This is a genomic window from Aliarcobacter thereius LMG 24486 (assembly GCF_004214815.1).
GTDB classification, from domain to species: Bacteria; Campylobacterota; Campylobacteria; order Campylobacterales; family Arcobacteraceae; genus Aliarcobacter; species Aliarcobacter thereius.
This window is the reverse complement of record NZ_CP035926.1, coordinates 1,018,300-1,040,726: the sequence shown is the minus strand read 5'-3', so window position 1 is coordinate 1,040,726 and position 22,427 is coordinate 1,018,300. Positions and strand designations below refer to the sequence as shown.

The 22,427-nt window shown below is 26.8% G+C and carries 25 protein-coding genes; 11 read left to right on the top strand and 14 right to left on the bottom strand.

The window, feature by feature from the left end; translation table 11 throughout:
• The first annotated feature begins 25 nt into the window (after positions 1–25).
• A complete protein-coding gene (locus tag ATH_RS05380; protein WP_066184281.1) occupies positions 26–1,117 on the top strand; it encodes a DUF475 domain-containing protein in 1,092 nt (363 codons plus the stop codon).
• 31 nt (positions 1,118–1,148) lie between these two features.
• Here ATH_RS05380 and radA read toward each other — a convergent pair whose 3' ends face one another.
• The 4 genes from radA to ATH_RS05360 form a co-directional block, all read right to left on the bottom strand.
• Positions 1,149–2,498, bottom strand: a complete 1,350-nt coding sequence (gene radA, locus ATH_RS05375; protein WP_066184279.1) for a DNA repair protein RadA — start codon at positions 2,496–2,498, stop codon at positions 1,149–1,151.
• A gap of 81 nt (positions 2,499–2,579) precedes the next feature.
• Positions 2,580–3,374, bottom strand: coding sequence for a hypothetical protein (locus ATH_RS05370; protein ID WP_066390357.1), 795 nt, complete (start codon positions 3,372–3,374; stop codon positions 2,580–2,582).
• Positions 3,375–3,377: 3 nt separating this feature from the next.
• Positions 3,378–4,310, bottom strand: a complete 933-nt coding sequence (ftsY, locus tag ATH_RS05365; protein WP_066184272.1) for a signal recognition particle-docking protein FtsY — start codon at positions 4,308–4,310, stop codon at positions 3,378–3,380.
• Between the two features lie 3 nt (positions 4,311–4,313).
• Positions 4,314–4,871, bottom strand: coding sequence for a TlpA family protein disulfide reductase (locus ATH_RS05360; protein WP_066184270.1), 558 nt, complete (start codon positions 4,869–4,871; stop codon positions 4,314–4,316).
• A gap of 59 nt (positions 4,872–4,930) precedes the next feature.
• On the opposite strand from ATH_RS05360, the gene ATH_RS05355 reads away from it, so the two are divergent.
• Genes ATH_RS05355 through ATH_RS05340 form a run of 4 tightly spaced genes read left to right on the top strand, consistent with a single transcriptional unit; the run spans position 4,931 to position 8,425 of the window.
• Positions 4,931–5,467: a 5-formyltetrahydrofolate cyclo-ligase gene (locus tag ATH_RS05355; RefSeq protein WP_066184266.1), complete on the top strand. Its 537-nt coding sequence runs from the start codon at positions 4,931–4,933 to the stop codon at positions 5,465–5,467.
• 9 nt (positions 5,468–5,476) lie between these two features.
• The gene (gene rny / locus ATH_RS05350; protein WP_066184263.1) at positions 5,477–7,021 is read left to right on the top strand and encodes a ribonuclease Y; all 1,545 of its coding nucleotides are present in this window, start codon (positions 5,477–5,479) and stop codon (positions 7,019–7,021) included.
• Positions 7,022–7,040: 19 nt separating this feature from the next.
• Positions 7,041–7,634, top strand: a complete 594-nt coding sequence (gene rsmD, locus ATH_RS05345; RefSeq protein ID WP_066184260.1) for a 16S rRNA (guanine(966)-N(2))-methyltransferase RsmD — start codon at positions 7,041–7,043, stop codon at positions 7,632–7,634.
• A gap of 2 nt (positions 7,635–7,636) precedes the next feature.
• Complete coding sequence (locus tag ATH_RS05340; protein WP_066184257.1) at positions 7,637–8,425, top strand: ABC transporter permease; 789 nt, start codon at positions 7,637–7,639, stop codon at positions 8,423–8,425.
• Here ATH_RS05340 and ATH_RS05335 read toward each other — a convergent pair.
• Positions 8,422–9,243: an SDR family NAD(P)-dependent oxidoreductase gene (locus tag ATH_RS05335; RefSeq protein ID WP_066390359.1), complete on the bottom strand. Its 822-nt coding sequence runs from the start codon at positions 9,241–9,243 to the stop codon at positions 8,422–8,424. The genes ATH_RS05340 and ATH_RS05335 overlap by 4 nt on opposite strands.
• A gap of 55 nt (positions 9,244–9,298) precedes the next feature.
• Between ATH_RS05335 and ATH_RS05330 the strand changes: the two genes are divergently transcribed.
• A complete protein-coding gene (locus tag ATH_RS05330) occupies positions 9,299–10,075 on the top strand; it encodes a TIGR02757 family protein (protein WP_066184247.1) in 777 nt (258 codons plus the stop codon).
• A 2-nt stretch (positions 10,076–10,077) separates the two neighbouring features.
• Here ATH_RS05330 and ATH_RS05325 read toward each other — a convergent pair whose 3' ends face one another.
• The 6 genes from ATH_RS05325 to pgp3 form a co-directional block, all read right to left on the bottom strand.
• On the bottom strand, positions 10,078–11,022 hold the full coding sequence (locus ATH_RS05325) for a hypothetical protein (RefSeq protein WP_066390361.1): 945 nt from the start codon (positions 11,020–11,022) through the stop codon (positions 10,078–10,080).
• Positions 11,019–11,303, bottom strand: coding sequence for an EscU/YscU/HrcU family type III secretion system export apparatus switch protein (locus ATH_RS05320; protein WP_066184241.1), 285 nt, complete (start codon positions 11,301–11,303; stop codon positions 11,019–11,021). The genes ATH_RS05325 and ATH_RS05320 overlap by 4 nt, the downstream gene beginning before the upstream one ends.
• 1 nt (position 11,304) lies before the next feature.
• The gene (gene fliK / locus ATH_RS05315) at positions 11,305–12,264 is read right to left on the bottom strand and encodes a flagellar hook-length control protein FliK (protein WP_066186991.1); all 960 of its coding nucleotides are present in this window, start codon (positions 12,262–12,264) and stop codon (positions 11,305–11,307) included.
• Between the two features lie 167 nt (positions 12,265–12,431).
• Positions 12,432–12,995 (bottom strand): LOG family protein, encoded by a 564-nt coding sequence (locus ATH_RS05310; RefSeq protein WP_066184236.1) that lies wholly within the window; start codon positions 12,993–12,995, stop codon positions 12,432–12,434.
• A 1-nt stretch (position 12,996) separates the two neighbouring features.
• A complete protein-coding gene (locus tag ATH_RS05305; RefSeq protein ID WP_066184234.1) occupies positions 12,997–13,770 on the bottom strand; it encodes an MlaA family lipoprotein in 774 nt (257 codons plus the stop codon).
• A 16-nt stretch (positions 13,771–13,786) separates the two neighbouring features.
• Entirely contained in the window at positions 13,787–14,632 is an 846-nt protein-coding gene (gene pgp3, locus ATH_RS05300; protein WP_066390363.1) for a peptidoglycan metallopeptidase Pgp3, read from the bottom strand.
• A gap of 100 nt (positions 14,633–14,732) precedes the next feature.
• On the opposite strand from pgp3, the gene ATH_RS05295 reads away from it, so the two are divergent.
• Positions 14,733–15,443: a YebC/PmpR family DNA-binding transcriptional regulator gene (locus ATH_RS05295; protein ID WP_066184227.1), complete on the top strand. Its 711-nt coding sequence runs from the start codon at positions 14,733–14,735 to the stop codon at positions 15,441–15,443.
• A gap of 196 nt (positions 15,444–15,639) precedes the next feature.
• On the top strand, positions 15,640–18,216 hold the full coding sequence (locus ATH_RS05290) for a bifunctional aconitate hydratase 2/2-methylisocitrate dehydratase (RefSeq protein WP_066390365.1): 2,577 nt from the start codon (positions 15,640–15,642) through the stop codon (positions 18,214–18,216).
• 58 nt (positions 18,217–18,274) lie between these two features.
• Here the strand turns inward: ATH_RS05290 and ATH_RS05285 are convergent, their stop codons facing one another.
• From ATH_RS05285 to hemB, 3 genes are read right to left on the bottom strand one after another with little or no spacing between them, the layout of a single operon-like run.
• Entirely contained in the window at positions 18,275–18,931 is a 657-nt protein-coding gene (locus tag ATH_RS05285) for a response regulator transcription factor (RefSeq protein ID WP_066184223.1), read from the bottom strand.
• Positions 18,928–20,001, bottom strand: a complete 1,074-nt coding sequence (locus ATH_RS05280) for a PAS domain-containing sensor histidine kinase (RefSeq protein ID WP_066390366.1) — start codon at positions 19,999–20,001, stop codon at positions 18,928–18,930. Before ATH_RS05280 ends, ATH_RS05285 begins: the two co-directional genes overlap by 4 nt.
• Positions 20,002–20,012: 11 nt before the next feature.
• Entirely contained in the window at positions 20,013–20,987 is a 975-nt protein-coding gene (hemB, locus tag ATH_RS05275) for a porphobilinogen synthase (RefSeq protein ID WP_066390367.1), read from the bottom strand.
• Between the two features lie 59 nt (positions 20,988–21,046).
• Here hemB and ribA point away from each other — a divergent pair, with 59 nt between their 5' ends.
• From ribA to ATH_RS05260, 3 genes are read left to right on the top strand one after another with little or no spacing between them, the layout of a single operon-like run.
• Entirely contained in the window at positions 21,047–21,622 is a 576-nt protein-coding gene (ribA, locus tag ATH_RS05270) for a GTP cyclohydrolase II (protein WP_066184205.1), read from the top strand.
• On the top strand, positions 21,619–22,200 hold the full coding sequence (gene rsmG, locus ATH_RS05265; RefSeq protein WP_066390368.1) for a 16S rRNA (guanine(527)-N(7))-methyltransferase RsmG: 582 nt from the start codon (positions 21,619–21,621) through the stop codon (positions 22,198–22,200). The genes ribA and rsmG overlap by 4 nt, the downstream gene beginning before the upstream one ends.
• A gap of 2 nt (positions 22,201–22,202) precedes the next feature.
• On the top strand, positions 22,203–22,427 hold the full coding sequence (locus tag ATH_RS05260; RefSeq protein WP_066184199.1) for a PP0621 family protein: 225 nt from the start codon (positions 22,203–22,205) through the stop codon (positions 22,425–22,427).

Genomic DNA, 22,427 nt, shown 5'->3' with positions numbered 1-22,427 from the left:
ATTGCGAAAAAATTAAGGAAAAAATTTGAGTCAAAGATCAATTTTATCATATTTTTATGGTTTTTTTGTAGTATTATTTATTGCATGTATTTTACTTTTTGCTTATGGTGGTTTTTTTGCACTTTATCAAGGTTTGATTTTATCTGTTTTAGAATTGAGTTTATCATTTGATAATGCTGTTATAAATGCAACTATTCTTGCAACAATGGCACTTGTTTGGAGAAGAAGATTTTTACTTTGGGGAATGCTTATTGCTGTTTTTGGAGTAAGATTTGTTTTCCCTATTTTAATAGTATATTTCTCTACTTCTATGGGATTTATTGATTCTTTTAATTTAGCAATTAACAATCCTGATAAATATGAAAAAATTATTGAAAGTTCTCATCATATAATTATGTCATTTGGTGGAATGTTCCTTCTTATGCTATTTCTAAAATTCATTTTCGATGAACAAAAAGATACTCACTGGGTAAAATATATAGAAGATTTTGCTACAAAGCTATCTAAAGTAGGAGATATTAAAGCTTTATTTGTAATGTTTTTAATGCTTGCTATTACATATATTGCTCCAAATGAAGTTGTAATGGGCGATGAAATGGTTAAAATTAATAAATTAGAGATTTTAGTTCCTATGATTATTGGTGTTATTGCTTTTTATTTGTTAGAACTTTTAAAAGGAGCTATTGAACTAAGTAAGCCTAATGAAATGGAGCAAGAAAAATCTTCAAATAGTTTAGGGAAAGCAACAGTTGCAACAGGTGGAATTATTTCATTTTTATATCTTGAAGTAATTGATATGAGTTTCTCTTTAGATGGTGTTTTAGGAGCTTTTGCTATTACTCAAAATATTGTTATTATTATGATTGGACTTGGAATTGGTGCAATGGCTGTAAGAAGTCTTACAATTTATATGGTTGAAAAAGAGATGGTTTCAAAATATATTTACCTTGAGCATGGTGCTATGTGGTCTATTGGGCTTTTATCTTTATCTATGCTTGTACAAATTTTTTACCATCTTCCACCAATGCTTATAACAACTTTTGCTATTGTTCCTATTGCATTAGCTTTTGTTCACTCAATTTATAAAAATAGAGCATTTATTTTAGATAAAGAGTAATGAAGAGTTTTACTCTTCTTACTTTAATAAATTAGAATAGTTCAATTACTTTTGATACTTCATCAACTGCAAAAGTTTTAATATCTAGTTTTAAATTTGTTTTTTGAGCTATGATAGCTTTTTTTATACCTTGAGCTTGAGCCTCTTTTAATCTTAAATCAATAGAATAAACATCTTTTATTTCACCAGTTAAACTAACTTCGCCTATGAAAACAGATTCTTTAGAAATAGGGCGATTTCTAAATGAACTAATAATAGCTGCTATTACAGCTAAATCAGCACTACTTTCTTTTATTTTAATTCCACCACTAATATTTATAAAAACATCATAGTGATTAAAAGGAAGGTCTAGTTTTTTTTCTAAAAGAGCTAGAAGCATAGTTAATCTATTTGTATCAAAGCCTGTTGCACTTCTTTTTGGATTAGGTAAAGTTGACTCAGATACCAAAGCTTGGACTTCTAAGATTATTGCTCGACTACCTTCCATGGAAACAGTTAAACTAGAACCACTTTGAGATTTTGTTTTATCAAAAAACTTTGATGCTATATCTTTTGCACTAATTAATCCCTCTTGAGTCATTTCAAAAATACCTATTTCACTTGTGCTTCCAAAACGATTTTTAAAACCTCTTAGCATTCTAATTTCTCTACTTGCTTCTCCTTCAAAATATAAAACAGTATCAACCATATGCTCTAAAACTCTAGGACCTGCAATACTTCCGTCTTTTGTGATATGACCAATAATAAACATAGCAATATTTGACTCTTTTGCTTTTCTCATAAGCTCAAAAGTTATCTCTCTTACTTGAGATACACTTCCAGGAGCTGAGTTTAAATGGCTTGAATATATTGTTTGAATGGAGTCAATTACACAAACTTCATACTCATCTCTTAAAAGTTCATCTAAAATATCTTCAAGTTTTATCTCACTTAATAAAAATAGTTCATCATGATTTGCATCAAGTCTATTTGCTCTTAGTTTTATCTGTCCAGCACTCTCTTCTCCTGATACATAAAGAACTTTTTTACCTGATTTTGCAATACTTCCAGCTACTTTTAGAAGTAGAGTAGATTTTCCAACTCCTGGGCTTCCTCCAATTAAAGTAAGACTTCCAGGAACAACTCCACCACCTAAAACTAAATCAAATTCATCATTAAAAGATGAAAATCTTACTACATCATCATGTTCAATTTGAGTAATAGGTCTTGCTTTTGAAGTTGAGTTTGAGGCTATAACACTTTGCTTTAATACTTCTTGTTGCTCATTACTAAGTTCTATAAAACTATCCCAAGAGTCACAAGATGGGCATTTTCCAAGCCATTTACTAGATTGTTCACCACAATGTTGGCACTCAAAAAGAGTGTTTTTCTTTTTTGCCATAATTAGCCTTTTTATAAAAATATATGGATTTTATCAAAAGAGTTTTAAAAGAGATAGAAATATAACAATTTGTAATATTTCTTAAAAGTTTATTTTCATTCTATAATATCTAGGAAATATTTCTTCTATACTTTTATCAATTTCTAAAGGAAAAATTGCTTCAATTTGGTCTTTAATCATTCCATAATTATAAATACTCCCATCAACAAATATTAACTCTTCATACCCGCCATTTTTTAAGATAGTAACTCTAATATTTACATCTTTTCCTTTTTCTAGACTACTTGCAGGAATATTATTTTTAATATTTTGATATACTTTTTTCCTAAAATTAGCAAAAAATTCACTTGCTTTTTTTGTATTTAAGCTATTTTCATCCTTTTTATAATTAGAAGAAACTTTCTTTTTCTCTTCATTCTCTTCAACAATAATATTTAACTCTTCTTGCTCTTTTTCTTTAAATTTATTTTGGATTTCTACAAAATCATTATTTTCTTCATCTAAATTTTCTTCATTTAAGATAAGCTCTTCTTTATTTTGATTTGTATTTTGAGCTTCATCTTTTATAGATAAGAAATCCTCTCTAGAATAATTAAGATGAGTACTAGAAGAGTCGTTTTCTAACTCATTTTTTGATCTTAAAATAAATTTTTCTAATCTATCATCTTTTTCTAAATTACTAAAGAAATACTCTTTTAATTCTGAATAAAGATTGCTTAAAAATCTATTCTCTTTCGTAACTGCTGATGTAGTTTGTGGTTCACTTGTTTCATCATTTGAGAAAACAAAAAAATAAATAGCAAAAGATATAGCTAAAATCCCAAATATAAGCAAAAAATCTTCTAAAAATCCCTTTCTTCTTTTTCTCCTAATCATAAGCTACTCCTTAGTATTCTTTATATAAATCTCATCAAGTAAAGCATCAACAAAGTTATCAGGAGAAAACTCTATTAAATCATTCTCTTTTTCTCCCACTCCAATATAAAATATTGGAAGTTCAAGTTGGTTTGATATTGAAAATAAAGCACCACCTTTTGCTGTACCATCTAGTTTTGTAACAATTATCCCATCTATTTCTATAAGCTCATTAAAAGCTTTTGCTTGTGCAATTGCACTGTTTCCTTGAGTTCCATCTAAAACCATAAGTTTTAAAAATGCTTTATCATTTAATGCTTTTTGACAAATTTTTACTATTTTTTTCAACTCATTATTTAGATTTGTTTGAGTTTGTAATCTTCCTGCTGTATCAATAATAACATTATCAACACCTCTAGCAATAGCAGAACTAATAGTATCAAAAGCAACAGCACTTGAGTCATGACCTTGTTTTGTTTTAATAATAGGAATATTTAACTTTTCTGCCCAAGTGCTTAGTTGTTCTATTGCAGCTGCTCTAAAAGTATCACCAGCACCTAAAATCACACTTTGACCATCTTTTTTTAACATATTTGCCAATTTTGCAATAGTAGTAGTTTTCCCAGCTCCATTAACACCTATAATCAGTCTTACAAATGGTTTTTCAAATTTATCAAAATCAACTTTTGGAGCATGTTCAAAAAGCATTACAAGTCTATGTCTTAACTCTTTTCTTGTAATCATATTTGGTAAACCATTCATAGCTTTTTCTATAATTTCATACTCAACATCAGCTTCTATTAGAAGTTCTTCTATATCATCAAAACTTATTTTCTCTTTTTTTTGAGGAACAACGGTTTTAATCGATGAAAAAGTTTTATCAAAGGCTTTTGATAAAAAACTTTGACTCTCTATATTTTCCTCTTTATTCTTATCTTTTTTTAAAAATCCAAACATATATTATCTCTCTAAAAGTTTTTTTATATCAATATCTAGCATTTCAGCTGGTGCTAATCCAGTTATTTTCTTAAAAGTATTTCCCTCTTTATCAAGTATATATAGAGTTGGAATAGCTTTAATTCCACCTAAAGCTTTTGCAAAATCAAAAGTTCTACTAGAATTTGTAATAGTATAATTTATATCAAAACTTTGTGCAAAATTTAAAATCTCTTCATCAGTTTTGTAATCTTCTAAAAGTAAACCAACAACTATAATATCATTTTTGTATGTTTCTTGTAGTTTTACAAGGCTTGGAATTTCAGCTTTACAAGGAGGACACCAAGTTGCAAAGAAATTTAATAGAACTATTTTATTATCACTGTTTTCAAGAAGAATTTTATCATCTTCAATAGAGATATTTATTTGAGCTTTATCAATTGTATTCATAGTAAATTTATTATTTTTAACAAATTTAGGAGTTTCATCTATTGTTTTATTGTCATTTTTCTCTTTTTTTTCACAAGCTGTAAAGAATAATGATATAAAAATTAATAAAATAGATAAAGCTTTAAACTTCATTTTAATTCCTTTAGGTAAAATTGTTATTTAGGTAGTTATTCTATCTAAGAGAGGCTTAAATGATAACAAATCAAAAAAGCAGTTTTAGAAAATTATGTTTAAAAAGGCTTAAAGAAGTTTCACTTCAATCAAAGTATATAAAAAATAAGATAGTTATTGATAATTTAAACAAAGTTATAAAAGAGAAAAAAGCTAATAATATTTTGCTCTATATACCACTTAAACTAGAGGTTGATGTCCAACCATTAATAAACAGTTTAAGAAAAGCTAAAAAAAATGTTTATGTGCCTTTTATACAAGGAGATAGTTTTAAAGCTGTAAAATATAGGTTACCTTTAAAACAAAAAAAATTTGGAATAAAAGAGCCAGAAAATTCTTTTTTAAAGACAAAAAAAATAGATTTAGCAATAGTTCCAATCATTGGAATTGATAAATTAGGAAAAAGAATTGGCTTTGGAAAAGGTATGTATGACAGATTCTTTTATAGATTAAATTATAAACCAACAACTATTTTTGTTCAATTAATTCTTTGTAAAAGTGAAGAGATTTTAAGTGATGATTACGATATTGAAGCAGATTATATAATTACAGGTTAGGAAATAAAAATGGAGAGTATATTAATAGCAGTTGTGGCTGCAACATTTAGCTCAGCTCTTACTATTTTTGTAGTTAGGAAAATAAATAAAGCAAAATTTGAAGTATTTATTGAACAAGCAAAAGCAAAAGCAAAAATAATAGAGCATGAAGCAGAAGTTGCATTAAAAGATGCACAAATAAGAGCAAAAATAGAGTGTGATAGAGAGTTCAGAAATGCAAAAAAAGATTATGAACAGATGTTTTTAAAGATTGAAAGAAAAGAGCAAGAGTTAAATGAACATCTTGAATGTGAGCTAAGACAAATAAAAAGGGAAAAAGAGCAAATAGAAGATAATAATAGGAAGATAAAAGGTCTAAAAGAGGGAATTGAAGAGCAAAAAAGATCTTATGAACAGAAAAAACTAGAAGCTATAAAAATCTTAGAAAATGGTTCAGGTCTTACAAAAGAAGAGGCAAAAGAGTTATTACTTAAAAAAGTAGAAGAGGATTCAAGAGCTACAATTTCATCTATGTTTAGAAGAAAATATAAAATAGCAGAACAAAATTCAAAACAAGAAGTAAATAATATTTTATCTCAAGCAGTTACAAGATATGCAGGTGAATTCGCAGCTGAGCGACTTATAAATAATATTCCTTTAAATGATGAAGAGACAAAAGGTAAAATTATTGGTAAAGAAGGAAGAAATATTAAAACTCTTGAGATGCTTTTAGGAGTTGATATTATTATTGATGATACACCAAATACTATTACAATTTCATCTTTTAATCTTTATAGAAGAGCAATAGCAACAAAAACTATTCAAGAGCTTTTAGAAGATGGAAGAATACAACCAGCAAGAATTGAAGAGATTTATAAAAAAGTTCAAGCAGAATTTGATAAAAATATTCAAAAAGAGGGTGAAGATGTTGTTATGGAACTTGGAATAAAATCTATGCATCCAGAACTTATAAAACTTGTTGGAAGATTAAGATATAGAGCATCTTATGGGCAAAATGCTTTAGCACATACTTTAGAAGTTTCTCATTTAGCTGGATTAATTGCTGCTCAAATGGGTGGAGATGCAATACTTGCACGTCGTGCTGGAATTATGCATGATATTGGGAAAGCTTTAACTCATGAAGCACCAGGTAGTCATGTTGATTTGGGTGCTGATATTTGTAAAAGATATGGAGAGTGTGAAACTGTTATAAATGCAATTTATGCACATCACGGACATGAAGAGCCAATAAATGTTGAAAGTGCAGCTGTTTGTGCAGCTGATGCTTTAAGTGCAGCAAGACCAGGAGCTAGAAGAGAAGTTTTAGAGAGTTTTTTAAAAAGAGTAGAAGAGATTGAAAATATAACTACAAGTAAAGTTGGAGTTACAAATGCTTATGCAATAAATGCTGGACGAGAAGTAAGAGTTATTGTAAATGCAGAGCTTGTAAATGATGATGAAGCAGTTTTATTAGCAACAGAAATAGCCAAAGAGATTGAAGAAAAAGTACAATATCCTGGTGAAATTAAAATAAATGTAATAAGAGAGCTAAGAGCAGAAAGTTATGCTAGATAAGCTAAAAAAAAGGTAAAAAATGAAAGAGCAAAAACCAAGTACAAAAATCATAGCAGGAGCATACAAAGGTAAAGTTTTAGAACTTCCTAGTTTAGAAGTTACTAGAAGTTCTAAATCTGTTTTAAAAGAGTCTGTATTTAATGTTTTACAATTTGATATTATAGATAAGATTTTTATAGAATCTTTTGCAGGAAGTGGTTCTATTGGACTTGAAGCAATAAGTAGAGGAGCAAAGAGATCATATTTTATAGAACTTGATAAAAAATCTTATTCAATTTTAGTAAGAAATTGTAAAAATATTGATATTGAAAAATGTCAAACAATTCAAGGAAATGCTTTTGTTCAAACTCCACTTATTTTAGATTTTATGAAAAATTCAAAAGATGAGATAATATTATATGTTGATCCACCTTTTGATTATAGAGATGGAATGGAAGATATTTATGAAAAATCTTTTAGAATGATTTCAGATATTAAAGCTGATAATATATTTAAAATAATAGTTGAACATGTATCAAAGCTTGAAATTCCAGAAAAATTAGGTAAGTTTACTTTAGAAAAAACTAGAAAATTTGGTAAAAGTTCGCTTTCATATTATAGTTGCAATGAATAAAAATGTTTAAATTTTCTTTGTTAATACTTATATTAATTTCATTATTAATGTTTGTATTACCAATTTTTTATACTATCTCACCATATGAATTAAATCCAAGTAAAATCTTACTTTCTCCTTCAATTGAGCATATATTCGGAACAGATATTTTAGGAAGAGATGTTTTTGCAAGGATTTTACAAGGTGGACAAACTTCACTGATTATTGGATTTTTGGCAGCTAGTTTCTCTTCTTTTTTAGGATTGATTATTGGAATTACGGCTGGATATTTTAAAGGAAATGTTGATAGAACTATTACTGTTATAATAGATTTATTTTTGACTTTTCCTACATTTTTCTTACTACTTGCTTTGGTTTCCTACATTGAAGCAAATTTACTTGTTTTAATAGTTGTTATATCTATTACAAGCTGGATGGGAATGTCAAGAATGATAAGAAGTGAAAGTTTTGCTTTATCAAATAAGGCATTTATAAAAATTCTAAAAATATCGAATGTTAGTAAAAAAAAGATAATCTTAAAATATTTTGCTCCACTATTAGCACCTATTTTTTTAATTTCTTTCTCTTTTGGAGTTGCAGGTGCTATATTAGCAGAATCAGGATTGTCATTTTTAGGGCTAGGAATTAATCCACCAAATATGAGTTGGGGGAGTTTGTTAAGTGATGGAAGAAGTGTTATTGATATAGCTTGGTGGTTAAGCTTCTTCCCTGGACTTATGATATTTATAATCACTTTTTGTTTAATCCAAATAAGTGATTATTTACAGAATTTAGCTAATAAAAAAGATTAAATCTTAAAAAGAAGCTTATCAAGCCAAGATGTACTTAAAACTCTTTTTGCAAAAGCTAAGATATAAGTAGCTTTTGTTATATAATATCTTGGTTTTGGTTTTTTACTTTTTAATATTTTTAAAACAATATTTGCAACACTGCTTGGAGGAAGAGTAAAAGATCCTTTATCATCACTACTTTCAAGTCTTTTTTTGATTTCACTATTATAAGTATTTTTCCAAAAACTATTTTCTATATCTATGTTTTTTATAAAATTATTTAAAGAGTTTTTTCTAAACTTTGAAGTTACAGGTCCTGTATTAATTGTACTTATAAATATATTACTATTTAATGTTTCAAGTCTTAAAGTATCACAAAGACCTTCAATAGCATATTTACTTATATTATAAGCTCCTCTAAATCTTAAAGATATTATTCCTAAAACAGAGCTATGTTGAATTATCTTTCCATAACCTTGAGTTCTAAATATTTTCATAGCTTGATTTGTAAGCTCTAAAAGACCATGAAGATTTGTATCTAGTTGCTCTTTTAAAACTTCAACACTTAAATCTTCAATGGCTCCTGGTTGTCCAAAACCAGCATTATTAAAAACTGCATCGAGTTTTAAATCATTTTTTAAAATTGTATTTAATGCATAAGATATATCTTGTTTATTTCTAACATCAATTTGAAATGTTTCAAAACCTAAATTCTTAAGCATTTTTACATCTTTTTCATCTCTTGCACTTGCATAAACTTTTATTCCATTATTTTTTAATATTTTTGCTGTTTCAAGTCCAATTCCACTTGAGCAACCTGTAATTAATATATTTATCATCATTAGCCTAATTTGTTTTTTGGTATTATATCTAAAAGTAAATTTTAGGTTAAAAATGCAGAAAAAAGATATAGAATTAAAAGAGCTTTTAGATATTGAAGTAAACTCTAGAAATAGTGAATTTGAACTAAGTTATGATAAACCAGATCCACTTTTAGTAGCTAAAAGACAAAAAGATGATTATGCTATTTTACTTTGTGCTTTGTTTGCTTATGGAAATGCAAAATTAATAGTTAAATTTTTAGATAGTTTAGATTTTTCACTATTAGATAAAAGTGAAGAGGAGATAGAAAATAGACTTAATAAACACTATTATAGATTTCAAAATAGTAAAGATATTGTAGAAGTCTTTAAAGCATTTAGAAAATTAAAACTGGAGAATAGTTTAGAAAATCTATTTTTAGAAGCTTATAAAAAAGAAAAAAATGTTTTAGAAGGAGTAGATTTTTTAATAGAAAAAATCAAAGAAAAGGCAAATTATAGTTCCCAAGGTTTTGATTTTCTAGTAGGAAATGCTTTAAAAAGAGATAAACAAGGGAAAATTAAACTCACTAATGCTCCATATAAAAGATGGAATATGTTTTTAAGATGGATGGTTAGAAAAGATAGTTTAGATTTAGGATTTTGGCAAAATATATCAAAAAGTGATTTGATTTTACCACTTGATACTCATACTTTTAAGGTTTCTCAGAAGCTTGGACTTTTACAAAATAAAACATATAATTTAAAATCAGCACTTGAAATAACAGAAAAATTAAAAGAGTTTGATAAAAATGACCCTATAAAATATGATTTTGCAATTTATAGGTTGGGGCAAGAGAAGATTATATAAAATCAATTCCTAGCTTCAACAACTCTTTTAAATAATTCATCTTTTGAAAATATTTTAGATAGTTTTGCACTACTTATTCCATCTGTTAAAGTAATTTGAAAATATCCTTTTTCTATCTCTTTTGCAAATTTTATTACTCTTTTTACACTATTTCCAAAACCATCAATAGTATATATTTTTCTTCCAATAAAAAGTTCACTAATTGTTGGTTCTTTATATACTCCAACAAGATTCTTGTTGTTATATAAATATTTCCAAACTTTTATCTCTTGTTCGTAAGTTAAAAAATAGTTTGTATAGTTTGAGAAAATTCTATCACCTTTTATATAGAATTTTGTTTCAGGAAAAAAATCAGGTATGCAGTTGCATAAAAACATATCTTGTTGTTTTTCATTTATTTTTGCAATACAAAAATATTTAAATTTTTTAATCTTATCAAGATATAGTAAATCCTCGCTACTTTGGTTTTGTAAAATTGCAAAGATATTAAATAAATCTTTAAAATCATCACTATTTGAAGCTAAAACTTCTAAAGTAAAGAGTGCAAGATTAAATCTATCAAGGCTATTTCTAGGTATTTTATAGCTTTTTAAAATATCTTTTTTCAAATCAATAATTAGTAATTTATTTTTTATTTTATTCAATAAATATATCTTTTCATTTGTTTTCTTATCAACAATAAAAATATTATTTGTATCAATTTGTAAGCTAGAATAAGAAGCACTTATCTGTTTTTTGAAATCTTTTATAATAACTTCTTCTATTTTATAAGTAAAATCATTATTCTTTAGAAATTCTATAATTTCAAATTCAATATTAAAATCAAGAAATGAACTATTCGAATATATCTTTTTATAACTATCATATTCTAAATTTAAATTCAAAAGATAGTTTTTATGCCTATAAAGTTCTTTTTGATCTTCAATAATAATCTTTTTTAAAATCATTTTTCTCTACCTTTTTTCTCATTTGATAAGTCATAAATAAATGCAAAAACTTCAGCAACAGCTTTGTACATAGAACTTGGAATCTCTTTATCTATATCTATTTGACTTAAAAGTTCTACTAAATCTTCATCTTTTTTTATTGGAATTTGATTTTCATTTGCTATTTTTATAATATTTTTTGCAGCTTCACCTTTTGCTTTTGCTATAACTTTTGGAGCAATATCTACTCCTTTTTCATATTCAAGAGCAACAGCTTTTTTTATTTTACTATTTTCTTGCAAATTAAACCCTAATATTAATCTTATTTGATAAAGTAAATTCAGATTCAATATTTTCAAAGTTTTTAAAAATATTATCACTTTTTATTTTCAAATCTAATATTTTAATATTTATTGGAACTAAATCAATATTCTTAAAAGCTTCTTTTAGTTTGCTTATATTTTTTCTTATTAGACTCTTTGAATCTTTATTTTCAGCATAAATTGTAATATCAAGTCTATTTTTTTCATATAAAAACAACATTAATTCTAATTTCCCAAACTCTTTTAAATTTAAGTTTATTTGGCAAAAAAACTTATTTTCTTCTTTTTGTTTCATCTGTATAAAACCATCTTCTAGTAAATCCCATAAAAAAGGAATTACAATAAAATTTGAGTTCAAAGCAATAGAAGCTATTTGGCTTAGTTCAATTTGTGATAAAAGATTATTTATGACTTTTAAGTTTTCATTTGAATTTGCATCATTTTTATTTATAAAAAACTCTTGAATTTTTAGTAGATTTGCTTTTAAATCAAAATCTAAATTAAATTTTGAACTATTTAGTAGCTTATTTTCTAAAAATATTCCACTATTGCTTATCATATCTTTTATATTTAAGTTATTTATATCTTTTAAAGTTTTTAAAAAAGGTTCAAATGATATTTTTAGATTAGAAAGATTTTTATTTTCATCAAGCATTTTTAAAAGTTGAGATAAATTTGAAGCTAAAGTTCCTAAATTTTTAAAAATATCACTATTTTTAAATAAGTTTTCTAAATTTATATTTGATTTAGAACCATCTTTTATGGAGTTTATAAGCTCTTTTAATAGCTTTGATATATCTTTTAAAGATGAAAAATTTTCACTATCCAAATCAATCATATTTGAGATATTATTAATATTTGTTTGAGATAATAACTCTTTTAATTGTGAACTGTTATTGGCTAAAAATATATTTAATGTTGAATTATTTGATACTAACATAGTGAGATTATAACATATATGTAGATAAAAAAAGGAAGCTCATTGTGGCTTCCTTTTATTTTTATAGGAGGAGAAAAAGTTAAAATTAATTAACTTACAAATCAAATTATAATAGCTCTTAATTAATACTATTTTAATAAAAAATTAACAAATAGTAAATCTATATATTATTTCTCCCATTTAGGTTTTGGGGCTTTATAAGTTTTTATTTTTTCAATGATTTCATCTATATCATCACTTACAATTAACATATCAATAAATCTCTTATCCATAAAACCATTTGCTGCACATGAATAAAAAAACTCTATTAATTTGTTGTAATATCCATCAATATTTATAAAAGCACAAGGTTTTGAATGATACCCAATTTGAGCAGAAGCTATTACATCAATAATCTCTTCTAAAGTACCATAAGCACCAGGAAGAGCAATAAAAGCATCACTTAACTCTTCCATTTTTGCTTTTCTTTCTTTCATACTATCTACTTTGTAAATTTTTGTAATATCTGTATTTTCAAGCTCTTTATTTACTAAATCATAAGTTATAACACCTGTTACACTATTGTTTAGTTTTAAAGATTCATTTGAAATTATTCCCATCAATCCTTGCTTTGAACCACCATAAACTATTTTTATATTGTTTAAGGCTAATTTCTGAGCCAATTCAATAGTTTTTGTTTTATAAATCTCATTATTTCCAAAACTTGATCCACAATATATTGCTACATTCATTTTATTCCCCCGTTTCAAATGTTTTTCTAAGTTCTTCATCTCTTTTTTGATTATAATAATATTTTAGAACTTCGTACAAATCTACTCTTCTTTCACTTAATTTATCCAAAGAATCAGGATCAAAAGATACTAGGTTTACACTATAAGTTGTTGCTATTGCATAACCGTGATCTATTTTTTGAGGTATTTTATATGGAATTGTATTGTGTCCTGTGTATTGAGTTGGTGATAATACTACATCAAAAATTGAACCAAAAGCATCTCTTAAATTTGATGGACCAAAAAATGGTAAAACAATATGAACTCCTTCTCCAACACCCCAATATGCAAGTGTACTTCCAAAGTTTTCTCTATAAATATCCATTCCAACTGTATGAGTAGCTTGATCCATAAAACCACCAAAGCCCCAAATAGTATTAATTAAAAATCTTCCTAACTCTTTACTTGCATTTTTAAATTTTAATTGAAGTAAATTATTTACAAATCTTACTGGAAAAAGTAAATTTGTAAAAAAATTATCAATTCCAACTCTCGCTGGTGCTGGCATAACATAAGCATAACCTTTAGCAATTGGTTTTGTAACATATGAATAAAAACCATAGTTAAATTGGGTCATTGCTCTATTATATCCACTTAAAGGATCATATTTTCTACTCTCATATAAAATCTCTTCTTGAGTTAAGTTATTGTTGTTATTCAAACTTTCTTGTATTTTTTCATCATTTGCTAGTAAAATTAAACTAGAAATGCAAAATATAAATAAAAATCTTTTCAAAAATTACCCTTTTGATTTATTCTTTTAAAGAGTTTAAAATATCCATTGCTTGAAGAGGATCTACAAGAATATTGTTTATTCTAAAAACAAAGTGTAAATGAGGACCTGTAACTCTTCCTGTGCTACCACTTAAAGCGATTACTTGACCTTTTTTAACATATTCCATCTCTTTTACTTTAAAAGAACTAAGATGAAAATATCCACTAAATATACCATGACCATGATCTATTATTAAAGTATTCCCACCATAAAATCTATCTTTTGTAACTCTAACTATTCCACTATTACTTGCAATAATTTCTGTTCCATTAGGAGCTCTAAAATCTGTTCCACTATGATAAGATTTCAAAGAACCGTTAAAAATCCTACTATTACCAAAATCACTTGTAATTTTTGAATTTAAAGGCAAAATAAAATTATCTTTAAAAAGTAAGTTTGGATGTTTTTTTGTATAAACTTCTTTTGCTTCTTTAAACTCTTTTTCAACTCTTATTTTATCTTCAGGACTTAAATCAATTTTTGAAGGATTTACTTTTAAAACTTCGCTTTTGTAGTTTCCATCTATAATATCCAATCTTTTTGTTTTAAAAATCTTTTTTCCATCTTTTATATAAGAAATGATAACTTTTTCTTTTTTTGGTTTTTCATAATATGAAGTAGGCAATAAAACATAGTAAGAGTTTTTCTTAAATGGATTAATATAAAAATCATAATGATTCTTTCCAAAACTCAATCTAGGTTTTTCAATATTTTCTAATTCAAGTGTAGCAAGAACTAAATTTGCATTTTTTACCTCTTTGTGACTGAGTTTAAATGCAAAGATATTTGTAATTAATAATGTTATAAATATAATTTTTTTCATTAGTAATGGTAACTTAAATTTTATTAAAAACTCTTTTTTATAGTTTTATTACAAACTTGCTATAATACTGCCCAAAATTAAATAGTTTATGGAGTTATCTATGGGTAGAGCCTTTGAATATAGAAAAGCAGCAAAAATGAAAAGATGGGGAAATATGAGTAGAATATTTCCAAAACTTGCTCGTGCTATTGAAGTTGCAGCAAAAAGTGGAGTTCCAGATCCTGAGATGAACTCAGCACTTAGAACAGCTATTTTAAATGCAAAAGCAGAAAATATGCCAAAAACAAATATTGATGCAGCAATTAAAAGAGCAACAGGAAAAGATGCAGCAAATTTTACAGAAGTAAATTTTGAAGGAAAAGGTCCACATGGTGTTTTAGTTTTTGTTGAAACAGCAACAGATAATAATACAAGAACAGTTGCAAATATTAAAATGTATTTTAATAAAACACAAGGGCAAGTAGTACCTACTGGTTCTTTAGAATTTTTCTTTGATAGAAAAGCAATTTTTGAATTTAATAAACCAAGTAAATATGAGCTTGATGAATTAGAGCTAGAGCTAATTGATGCAGGACTTGAAGAACTTGAAGAAGAAGAAGGTCTTTGTTTAGCTTATGCAAACTATACAGATTTTGGAAATATGAATAATAAATTTGAAGAGTTAGGAATTGAACTTACAAAGGCAGAATTAAAAAGAATTCCAAATAATCCACAAGAGTTTACAGAAGAGCAACAAGAAGATATAGGAAAACTAATTGAAAAGCTTGAAGATGATGATGATGTTCAAGCTGTATATACAAATATTGCTTAATATGTACAGTTATTGTACATATTGAAAATATATAAAATTATTGAAAATAATAAAGGTCGAAATAACAATAAGTATAAATAGTGTAACTTTTATTTACAAAAAATAAAAATCTATTAGAATATACAATAATTGTACAAGTATATTTATAACTTTGTGCTATAATTTAGCCAAATTCTTAAAAATGATAGGAGATAATATGAGTTTATTACAAGATTATAAAGCACATGAAAAGCAAAGAGAAAGTGAAGGTGGATTACCAGGACTTGCTCTTACAGCTGCTCAAACTGCTGAATTAGTTGAGCTTTTAAAAGCTAGTAAAGTAGAAGATGCAGAGTATGCATTAAATCTATTTAAAAATAAAATTAACCCAGGTGTTGATGATGCTGCTTATGTTAAAGCTGCTTTTTTAAATGATATTGTTCAAGGTAAAGTTTCATGTTCAGTGATTTCAAAAGTTGAAGCTATTGAAATTTTAGGAACAATGATGGGTGGATTTAACGTACCACCATTAGTTGAAGCTCTTAAAATAGCTGAAATAGCTGATGCTGCAGCAAAAGAATTAAAAAATACAATCTTAGTATATAACTCATTTAATGATGTAAAAACTTTAATGGATGCAGGAAATGCAAAAGCTAAAGAAGTTATTGAGTCTTGGGCAAAAGCTGAATGGTTTACAAATAAACCAGAATTAGAAAAAGAGATTACTTTAACTGTATATAAAATTCCAGGTGAGACAAATACAGATGATTTATCTCCTGCAACTGTTGCATTTACAAGAGCAGATATTCCATTACACGCAACTGCAATGTTACAATCAAGAATGGAAAAACCACTTGATAAGATGATTGAATTAAAAGCAAAAGGACATCCTTTAGCATATGTTGGAGATGTTGTAGGAACTGGTTCATCAAGAAAATCAGGTATTAACTCTGTTCAATGGCATATGGGAAGAGATATTCCAGGTGTTCCAAATAAAAGAACAGGTGGAGTTGTAATTGGTTCAATTATTGCACCAATTTTCTTTAACACAGCAGAGGATTCAGGTTGTTTACCTATTGAAGCAAATGTTGATAGTATTGAAACTGGTGATGTAATTACATTAAAACCATATGCAGGTGAAATTGTAAAAGATGGAAAAGTTGTTTCTACATTTAAATTAAATCCAAATACTTTAACAGATGAGATGAGAGCAGGTGGAAGAATCCCTTTAATTATTGGAAAAGGATTAACTGCAAAAGCTAGAGAAGCATTAAAACTTGGTGCATCTGATATGTTTATTGCTCCTGAACAACCAGCTGATAATGGAAAAGGATTTACTCAAGCACAAAAAATGGTAGGAAGAGCTTGTGGTGTTGAAGGTATCAAACCAGGAATGTATGTTGAGCCAATTGCTACAACAGTTGGAAGCCAAGATACAACAGGACCAATGACAAGAGATGAGATTAAAGAACTTGCAGCATTAAGTTTTGGTGCTGATATGGTTATGCAATCATTTTGTCACACAGCTGCTTATCCAAAACCAGCAGATATAAAACTAAGACATACTTTACCAGATTTTATAAATTCAAGAGGTGGAGTTACTCTTAAGCCAGGTGATGGTGTTATTCACTCATGGTTAAATAGACTTTGTTTACCTGATACTGTAGGAACTGGTGGAGATTCACATACAAGATTCCCAATTGGTATCTCATTCCCAGCTGGATCAGGACTTATTGCATTTGCTGGTGTTACAGGAATGATGCCTTTAACTATGCCTGAATCAGTTTTAGTTAAATTTACTGGAACAATGCAAACAGGAATTACACTAAGAGATTTAGTAAATGCTATTCCTTATTATGCAATTAAACAAGGACTTTTAACTGTTCCTAAGAAAAATAAGAAAAATATTTTTGCTGGAACAATTATTGAAATTCAAGGTTTACCAGATTTAAAAGTTGAACAAGCATTTGAATTATCTGATGCAAGTGCTGAAAGAAGTGCTGCAGCTTGTTCTGTTCAATTAAACAAAGAGCCAATTATTGAATATTTATCTTCAAATATTGCTTTAATCGAAAAAATGATTGAAGAGGGATATGAAGATGCAAAAACTCTTCAAAGAAGAGCTGATAAAATGAAAGAGTGGATTAAAAACCCTCAATTATTAGAGCCAGATGCAGATGCTGAATATTTAGCAACTATTGAAATTAATCTTGATGAGATTAAAGAACCAATTTTAGCTTGTCCAAACGATCCAGATGATGTTGCTACTTTAGGTGAAATTTTAGCTGATGATTCAAGACCAAAAAATATTGATGAAGTATTTGTTGGATCTTGTATGACAAATATTGGATTATTTAGAGCTTTAGGTGAAGTACTTAAAGGTGAGGGTGTTGCTAAAGCAAAATTATGGGTTGCTCCTCCAACAAAAATGGATGAAGCACAATTAACAGAAGAGGGATACTATGCAGCATTTGCAGCAGCAGGTGCAAGAATTGAGATTCCAGGATGCTCATTATGTATGGGTAACCAAGCACAAGTTGCAGAAGGTTCAACTGTATTCTCAACTTCGACAAGAAACTTTGATAATAGACTTGGTAAAAATTCAAAAGTTTATTTAGGTTCAGCAGAAGTTGCAGCGGTTGCAGCACTTTTAGGAAGAATTCCAACAGTTAAAGAGTATTTAGATATTGTTGCTCAAAAAATTAATGCAAGTAACAAAGATAATGTTTATAAATACTTAAACTTCCACCAAGTAAGTGGTGAACATTTAACTACACTTTTAACTTCAAGATAATATCTTGAAGTTTTTTACAAAGAGTTATTACTCTTTGTAAAACTATTTTTTAGATATATTATGAAATCATATAACCACTAGAAGATACATTTTCTATTAAATCTTTTGATGTTTTTACTCTTAATCTTTTTATAAAAGTTCTAACTCTTTCATCACTTATATTTTTTTCATCCCATAGTTTTTCTTTTATTAATTCAAGTTTTACAAGAGAATTTATGTTTTTTACTAAAAGATTTATAAAATCTTTTTCTCTTTTTGTTAGTTTCACTAAAATATCATCTTTATATAGATTTAAAGTAGAGTTTGAGAATATGAAACCATCTTTTAGTTCTATATTTTTATCTTTATTTATTTTTATTGATAACTCTTTTAAATAAGATACAAATTCATCTGGATCAAATGGTTTTATAAAATATTTATTTATTCCTATATCTATTGCTTTTAGAAGTTTTTCTTGCTGACTATATGCACTTAAAATTATTATTGAAGTTTTATCATTTTCTTCTTTTATTTTTTTACACATCTCTAAACCATCTAAAATAGGCATTGTAATATCACTTATTACAATATCTGGTTTAAAGCTATTATACTTTTCTAGACCAGTTTTTCCATCATTTGCAATTATGACTCTAAAAAAATAGTCTTTTATTGAAGTTCTTATTAGTTTTGCTAAATCACCTTCATCTTCTACAATTAAAACTCTTAGATTTTTCATTTTTTTATAGGGAATTTTATAATAAATTTAAGACCATCTTTTGTATTTTCATACATAATATCTCCTTCAAAACTATTTTCTACTATAATTTTAGATATAAAAAGTCCAAGTCCTGTACCGCTACTTTGATGTTTTGTTGTAAAATAAGGTTCAAAAATTTTATCAAAGTTTTCTTTTTCTAATCCTTTTGCATTGTCACTATATTCTAAAAATATAGAATCATCTTTTTTATAAGATTCTATAAAAATCTCTTTTTTTTCAATCTTTTTTTGAATAAAAGCATCTTTAGAGTTATTTATAAAGTTTAATAAAATTTGAGTAAGTTCATTTTTTACTCCAAATATTTCTAGCTCTTTTTTTAAATTAAATTTTATAGATATATTCTCATTTTCTATAAATCTTGATAAAATTTTCAGAGCCTCTTTTATGCTTAAGTTTAGTAAAAATATCTCTTTTTGTTTTTGAGGAGAAAAAAAGTTCGTAAAATCTTCAATAGTATTTGACATAGCATGAATTAAGCTTTTACTATTTTGATATAGATTTTCAAACTCTTTTTCATCTTTTTTAAGAAAAGCTTTTTTGATATTAAAAAGAGTTAAATTTAGTTCTGTTAATGGTTGTCTCCATTGATGAGCAATATTTGCAAGCATTTGACCAAGACTTGCCATCCTTGATTGTAAAAATATAATTTTTTGGTTTTTTTCAAGCTCTTTTTGAAGCATTACTTCATTTGTAATATCATATCTTATAGCAATAAACTCAGAAATTTCATCAAATTCATCTAAAATAGGAATAATTGTTGTATTTAAATAGATTGTTTTTCCACTTTTAGATAGATTTTTTACAGTTGCTTTATGAACTTTTTTATTTAAAATAGTTTCCCAAAGAGTTTTAAAACTCTCTTTTGGAGTATCTGGATGTCTTATAATATTGTGATTTTTGCCTATAAGTTCATCTTTTTCATACTCAAAAAGCTTTACAAACTCATCATTTACAAAAGTGATAATTCCATTTATATCTGTTTTTGAAACAATATTTGAGTTTTCTATAGCTTTTTGGTAGTTATTCATTTTTAATTAAATTAATTTCTATTTAAAATCTCACAAACTTCTTTAGCATGATAAGAGATAATAATATTTGCACCAGCTCTTTTAAATGCAATCATAGTTTCCATAACAACTCTTTTATAATCAATTAAACCAGCAATTCCAGCATGTTTTACCATAGCATATTCTCCACTTACATTATAAACACAAAGCGGAAGTTTTGTTTCATTTCTTATATCTCTTACAATATCTAAAAATGCTAAAGCTGGTTTTACCATAAGTATATCTGCACCTTCTTTTTCATCTTCAATAGATTCATTTATAGCTTCAAGTCTATTTGCAACATCCATTTGATAAGTTCTTCTATCTCCAAAACTTGGAGTTGATTCTGCTACATCTCTAAAAGGACCATAATATCCACTAGCAAACTTAGTTGAATATGCCATAATTGGTAAATCTTGAAAACCGTTTTTATCTAAAGTTTTTCTAAGAGTTGTAATAATTCCATCCATCATTCCAGATGGTGCAATCATATCAGCTCCTGCTTTTGCATGAACTAGTGCTTGAAGAGCTGATATTTCAAGAGTTTTATCATTGTGAACACTTTGTGTTTTTGGATCAAGAATTCCACAATGTCCGTGATCTGTATATTCACAAAAACATAAATCAGTAACTATAAAGATATTTGGAAATTTTTGTTTTATTGCTTTAATTGTTCTTGCAATAATACTTTCATCATCTAAACATTCGCTCCCAACAGAATCTTTTAATTCTGGAATTGCAAAAAGAATAATAGAGTTTAATCCTATTTCTTGAAGGTATTCACACTCTTTTAAAATCTCATCAATACTCATTTGAAAAACACCTGGCATAGATGAAACTTCTATTTTAATACCTTTTCCCTCTTTTACAAAAAGTGGATATATAAAATCATTTTTACTTAATGTTGTTTCTTGTACTAAATTTCTTAATGTATCATTTAATCTTAATCTTCTAAATCGCTTAAACATAATATTTACCTCTTTTTGATATAATCTTGCGATTTTAACAGTTTAAGGTTTAAAAACAAATGAGTATAGAAGAATCAAATATAGCAAACTTACCCACAAAATATGGAGAGTTTAGAATAAAAGCGTATAAAGATGGAAATCAAGAGCATTTAGCAATTATGAGCCAAGATTTCAAAGAGATAGAAGCTCCTTATGTAAGAATTCACTCAGAGTGCCTTACAGGAGATACTTTAGGAAGTTTAAAATGTGATTGTAGAAATCAGCTTGAGCTATCTTTACAGTTTATTGCAAAAAATGGTGGCTTAGTTATTTACCACAGACAAGAAGGAAGAAATATAGGTTTGCTAAATAAAGTAAATGCTTATGCTTTACAAGATTTAGGTAGAAATACTATTGAAGCAAATATTGAACTAGGATTTGCAGAAGATGAGAGAGATTATAGAGTTGTTAAATATATTTTTGAGAATCTTGAGTTAAAAAAACTTAAACTTATTACAAATAATCCAGCAAAATTAAAATATGTAGAATCTTTAGGAATAGAAATAGTTGAGAGAATTCCAGCTATTATAAAAGCAAATAAATATAATGAACTATATTTATCTACAAAAAAAGAGAAAATGGGGCATCTAATTTGAGTTTAAAAAACTTATTAGGAAAAAATGATTTAAAACTTGAAGATAGTTTTTATAAAGATATTCAAGTATTTATAGAATTGCTCCAAAAATGGGGTAAAGTTCATAATCTTAGTGGAAGATTGGATAAAGAGAGTATAGAAGAAAATATTATGGATTCTTTATTTCCACTTAATTTTATAGATGCTTTTGAAAGTTTTGCAGATGTTGGAACAGGAGCTGGTTATCCTGGGCTTATAATTGCCATTGCAAAAAGAGATATAAAAGCATATTTAATAGAACCAAGAGCAAAAAGGGTTTCTTTTTTGAATTTTGTGAAAGCTAGTTTAGGACTTAATAATCTTATAATTTTACAAAATAGAGTAGAAAATGTAAAAGATATAAAAGTTGAATTAATTACAAGTAGAGCTGTAACAAACACAAAACTTTTAATAGATTTAACAAAAAATATAAAACAAGATAGTAGTTCATATCTTTTTTATAAAGGAAGCTTACTTGAAAATGAGCTAGAAGATGCAAAAATAAATAACTATAAAGTAGTTTCAAGAAGTGATAGAAACTATTTGTACATAAAAGGATAAAAATGATTTTAAAAATAATATTTGTAGTTGTGGTACTTTTCTTAATATATTTAATATTTTTCAAAAAAACAAGAGATAAAAATAGTTCAAATAAAAATGACAGAATGATTAGTGATGAGATGCTTGAATGTCCAAGCTGTGGAACTTTTATCTCTCAAAAAGAAGCTATTTTAAGTAATGGAAGATTTTTCTGCTCTAAAGAGTGTTTAAATAATAAAAAGGCTTAA

What these genes read in the sequence shown, in the direction of transcription:
- radA (WP_066184279.1), bottom strand. Translation starts at nt 2,498, where the DNA reads ATGGCAAAAAAGAAAAACACTCTTTTTGAGTGCCAACATTGTGGTGAA.
- ATH_RS05370 (WP_066390357.1), bottom strand. Translation starts at nt 3,374, where the DNA reads ATGATTAGGAGAAAAAGAAGAAAGGGATTTTTAGAAGATTTTTTGCTT.
- ftsY (WP_066184272.1), bottom strand. Translation starts at nt 4,310, where the DNA reads ATGTTTGGATTTTTAAAAAAAGATAAGAATAAAGAGGAAAATATAGAG.
- ATH_RS05360 (WP_066184270.1), bottom strand. Translation starts at nt 4,871, where the DNA reads ATGAAGTTTAAAGCTTTATCTATTTTATTAATTTTTATATCATTATTC.
- ATH_RS05355 (WP_066184266.1), top strand. Translation starts at nt 4,931, where the DNA reads ATGATAACAAATCAAAAAAGCAGTTTTAGAAAATTATGTTTAAAAAGG.
- rny (WP_066184263.1), top strand. Translation starts at nt 5,477, where the DNA reads ATGGAGAGTATATTAATAGCAGTTGTGGCTGCAACATTTAGCTCAGCT.
- rsmD (WP_066184260.1), top strand. Translation starts at nt 7,041, where the DNA reads ATGAAAGAGCAAAAACCAAGTACAAAAATCATAGCAGGAGCATACAAA.
- ATH_RS05340 (WP_066184257.1), top strand. Translation starts at nt 7,637, where the DNA reads ATGTTTAAATTTTCTTTGTTAATACTTATATTAATTTCATTATTAATG.
- ATH_RS05335 (WP_066390359.1), bottom strand. Translation starts at nt 9,243, where the DNA reads ATGATAAATATATTAATTACAGGTTGCTCAAGTGGAATTGGACTTGAA.
- ATH_RS05330 (WP_066184247.1), top strand. Translation starts at nt 9,299, where the DNA reads ATGCAGAAAAAAGATATAGAATTAAAAGAGCTTTTAGATATTGAAGTA.
- ATH_RS05325 (WP_066390361.1), bottom strand. Translation starts at nt 11,022, where the DNA reads ATGATTTTAAAAAAGATTATTATTGAAGATCAAAAAGAACTTTATAGG.
- fliK (WP_066186991.1), bottom strand. Translation starts at nt 12,264, where the DNA reads ATGTTAGTATCAAATAATTCAACATTAAATATATTTTTAGCCAATAAC.
- ATH_RS05310 (WP_066184236.1), bottom strand. Translation starts at nt 12,995, where the DNA reads ATGAATGTAGCAATATATTGTGGATCAAGTTTTGGAAATAATGAGATT.
- pgp3 (WP_066390363.1), bottom strand. Translation starts at nt 14,632, where the DNA reads ATGAAAAAAATTATATTTATAACATTATTAATTACAAATATCTTTGCA.
- ATH_RS05295 (WP_066184227.1), top strand. Translation starts at nt 14,733, where the DNA reads ATGGGTAGAGCCTTTGAATATAGAAAAGCAGCAAAAATGAAAAGATGG.
- ATH_RS05290 (WP_066390365.1), top strand. Translation starts at nt 15,640, where the DNA reads ATGAGTTTATTACAAGATTATAAAGCACATGAAAAGCAAAGAGAAAGT.
- ATH_RS05285 (WP_066184223.1), bottom strand. Translation starts at nt 18,931, where the DNA reads ATGAAAAATCTAAGAGTTTTAATTGTAGAAGATGAAGGTGATTTAGCA.
- ATH_RS05280 (WP_066390366.1), bottom strand. Translation starts at nt 20,001, where the DNA reads ATGAATAACTACCAAAAAGCTATAGAAAACTCAAATATTGTTTCAAAA.
- hemB (WP_066390367.1), bottom strand. Translation starts at nt 20,987, where the DNA reads ATGTTTAAGCGATTTAGAAGATTAAGATTAAATGATACATTAAGAAAT.
- ribA (WP_066184205.1), top strand. Translation starts at nt 21,047, where the DNA reads ATGAGTATAGAAGAATCAAATATAGCAAACTTACCCACAAAATATGGA.
- ATH_RS05260 (WP_066184199.1), top strand. Translation starts at nt 22,203, where the DNA reads ATGATTTTAAAAATAATATTTGTAGTTGTGGTACTTTTCTTAATATAT.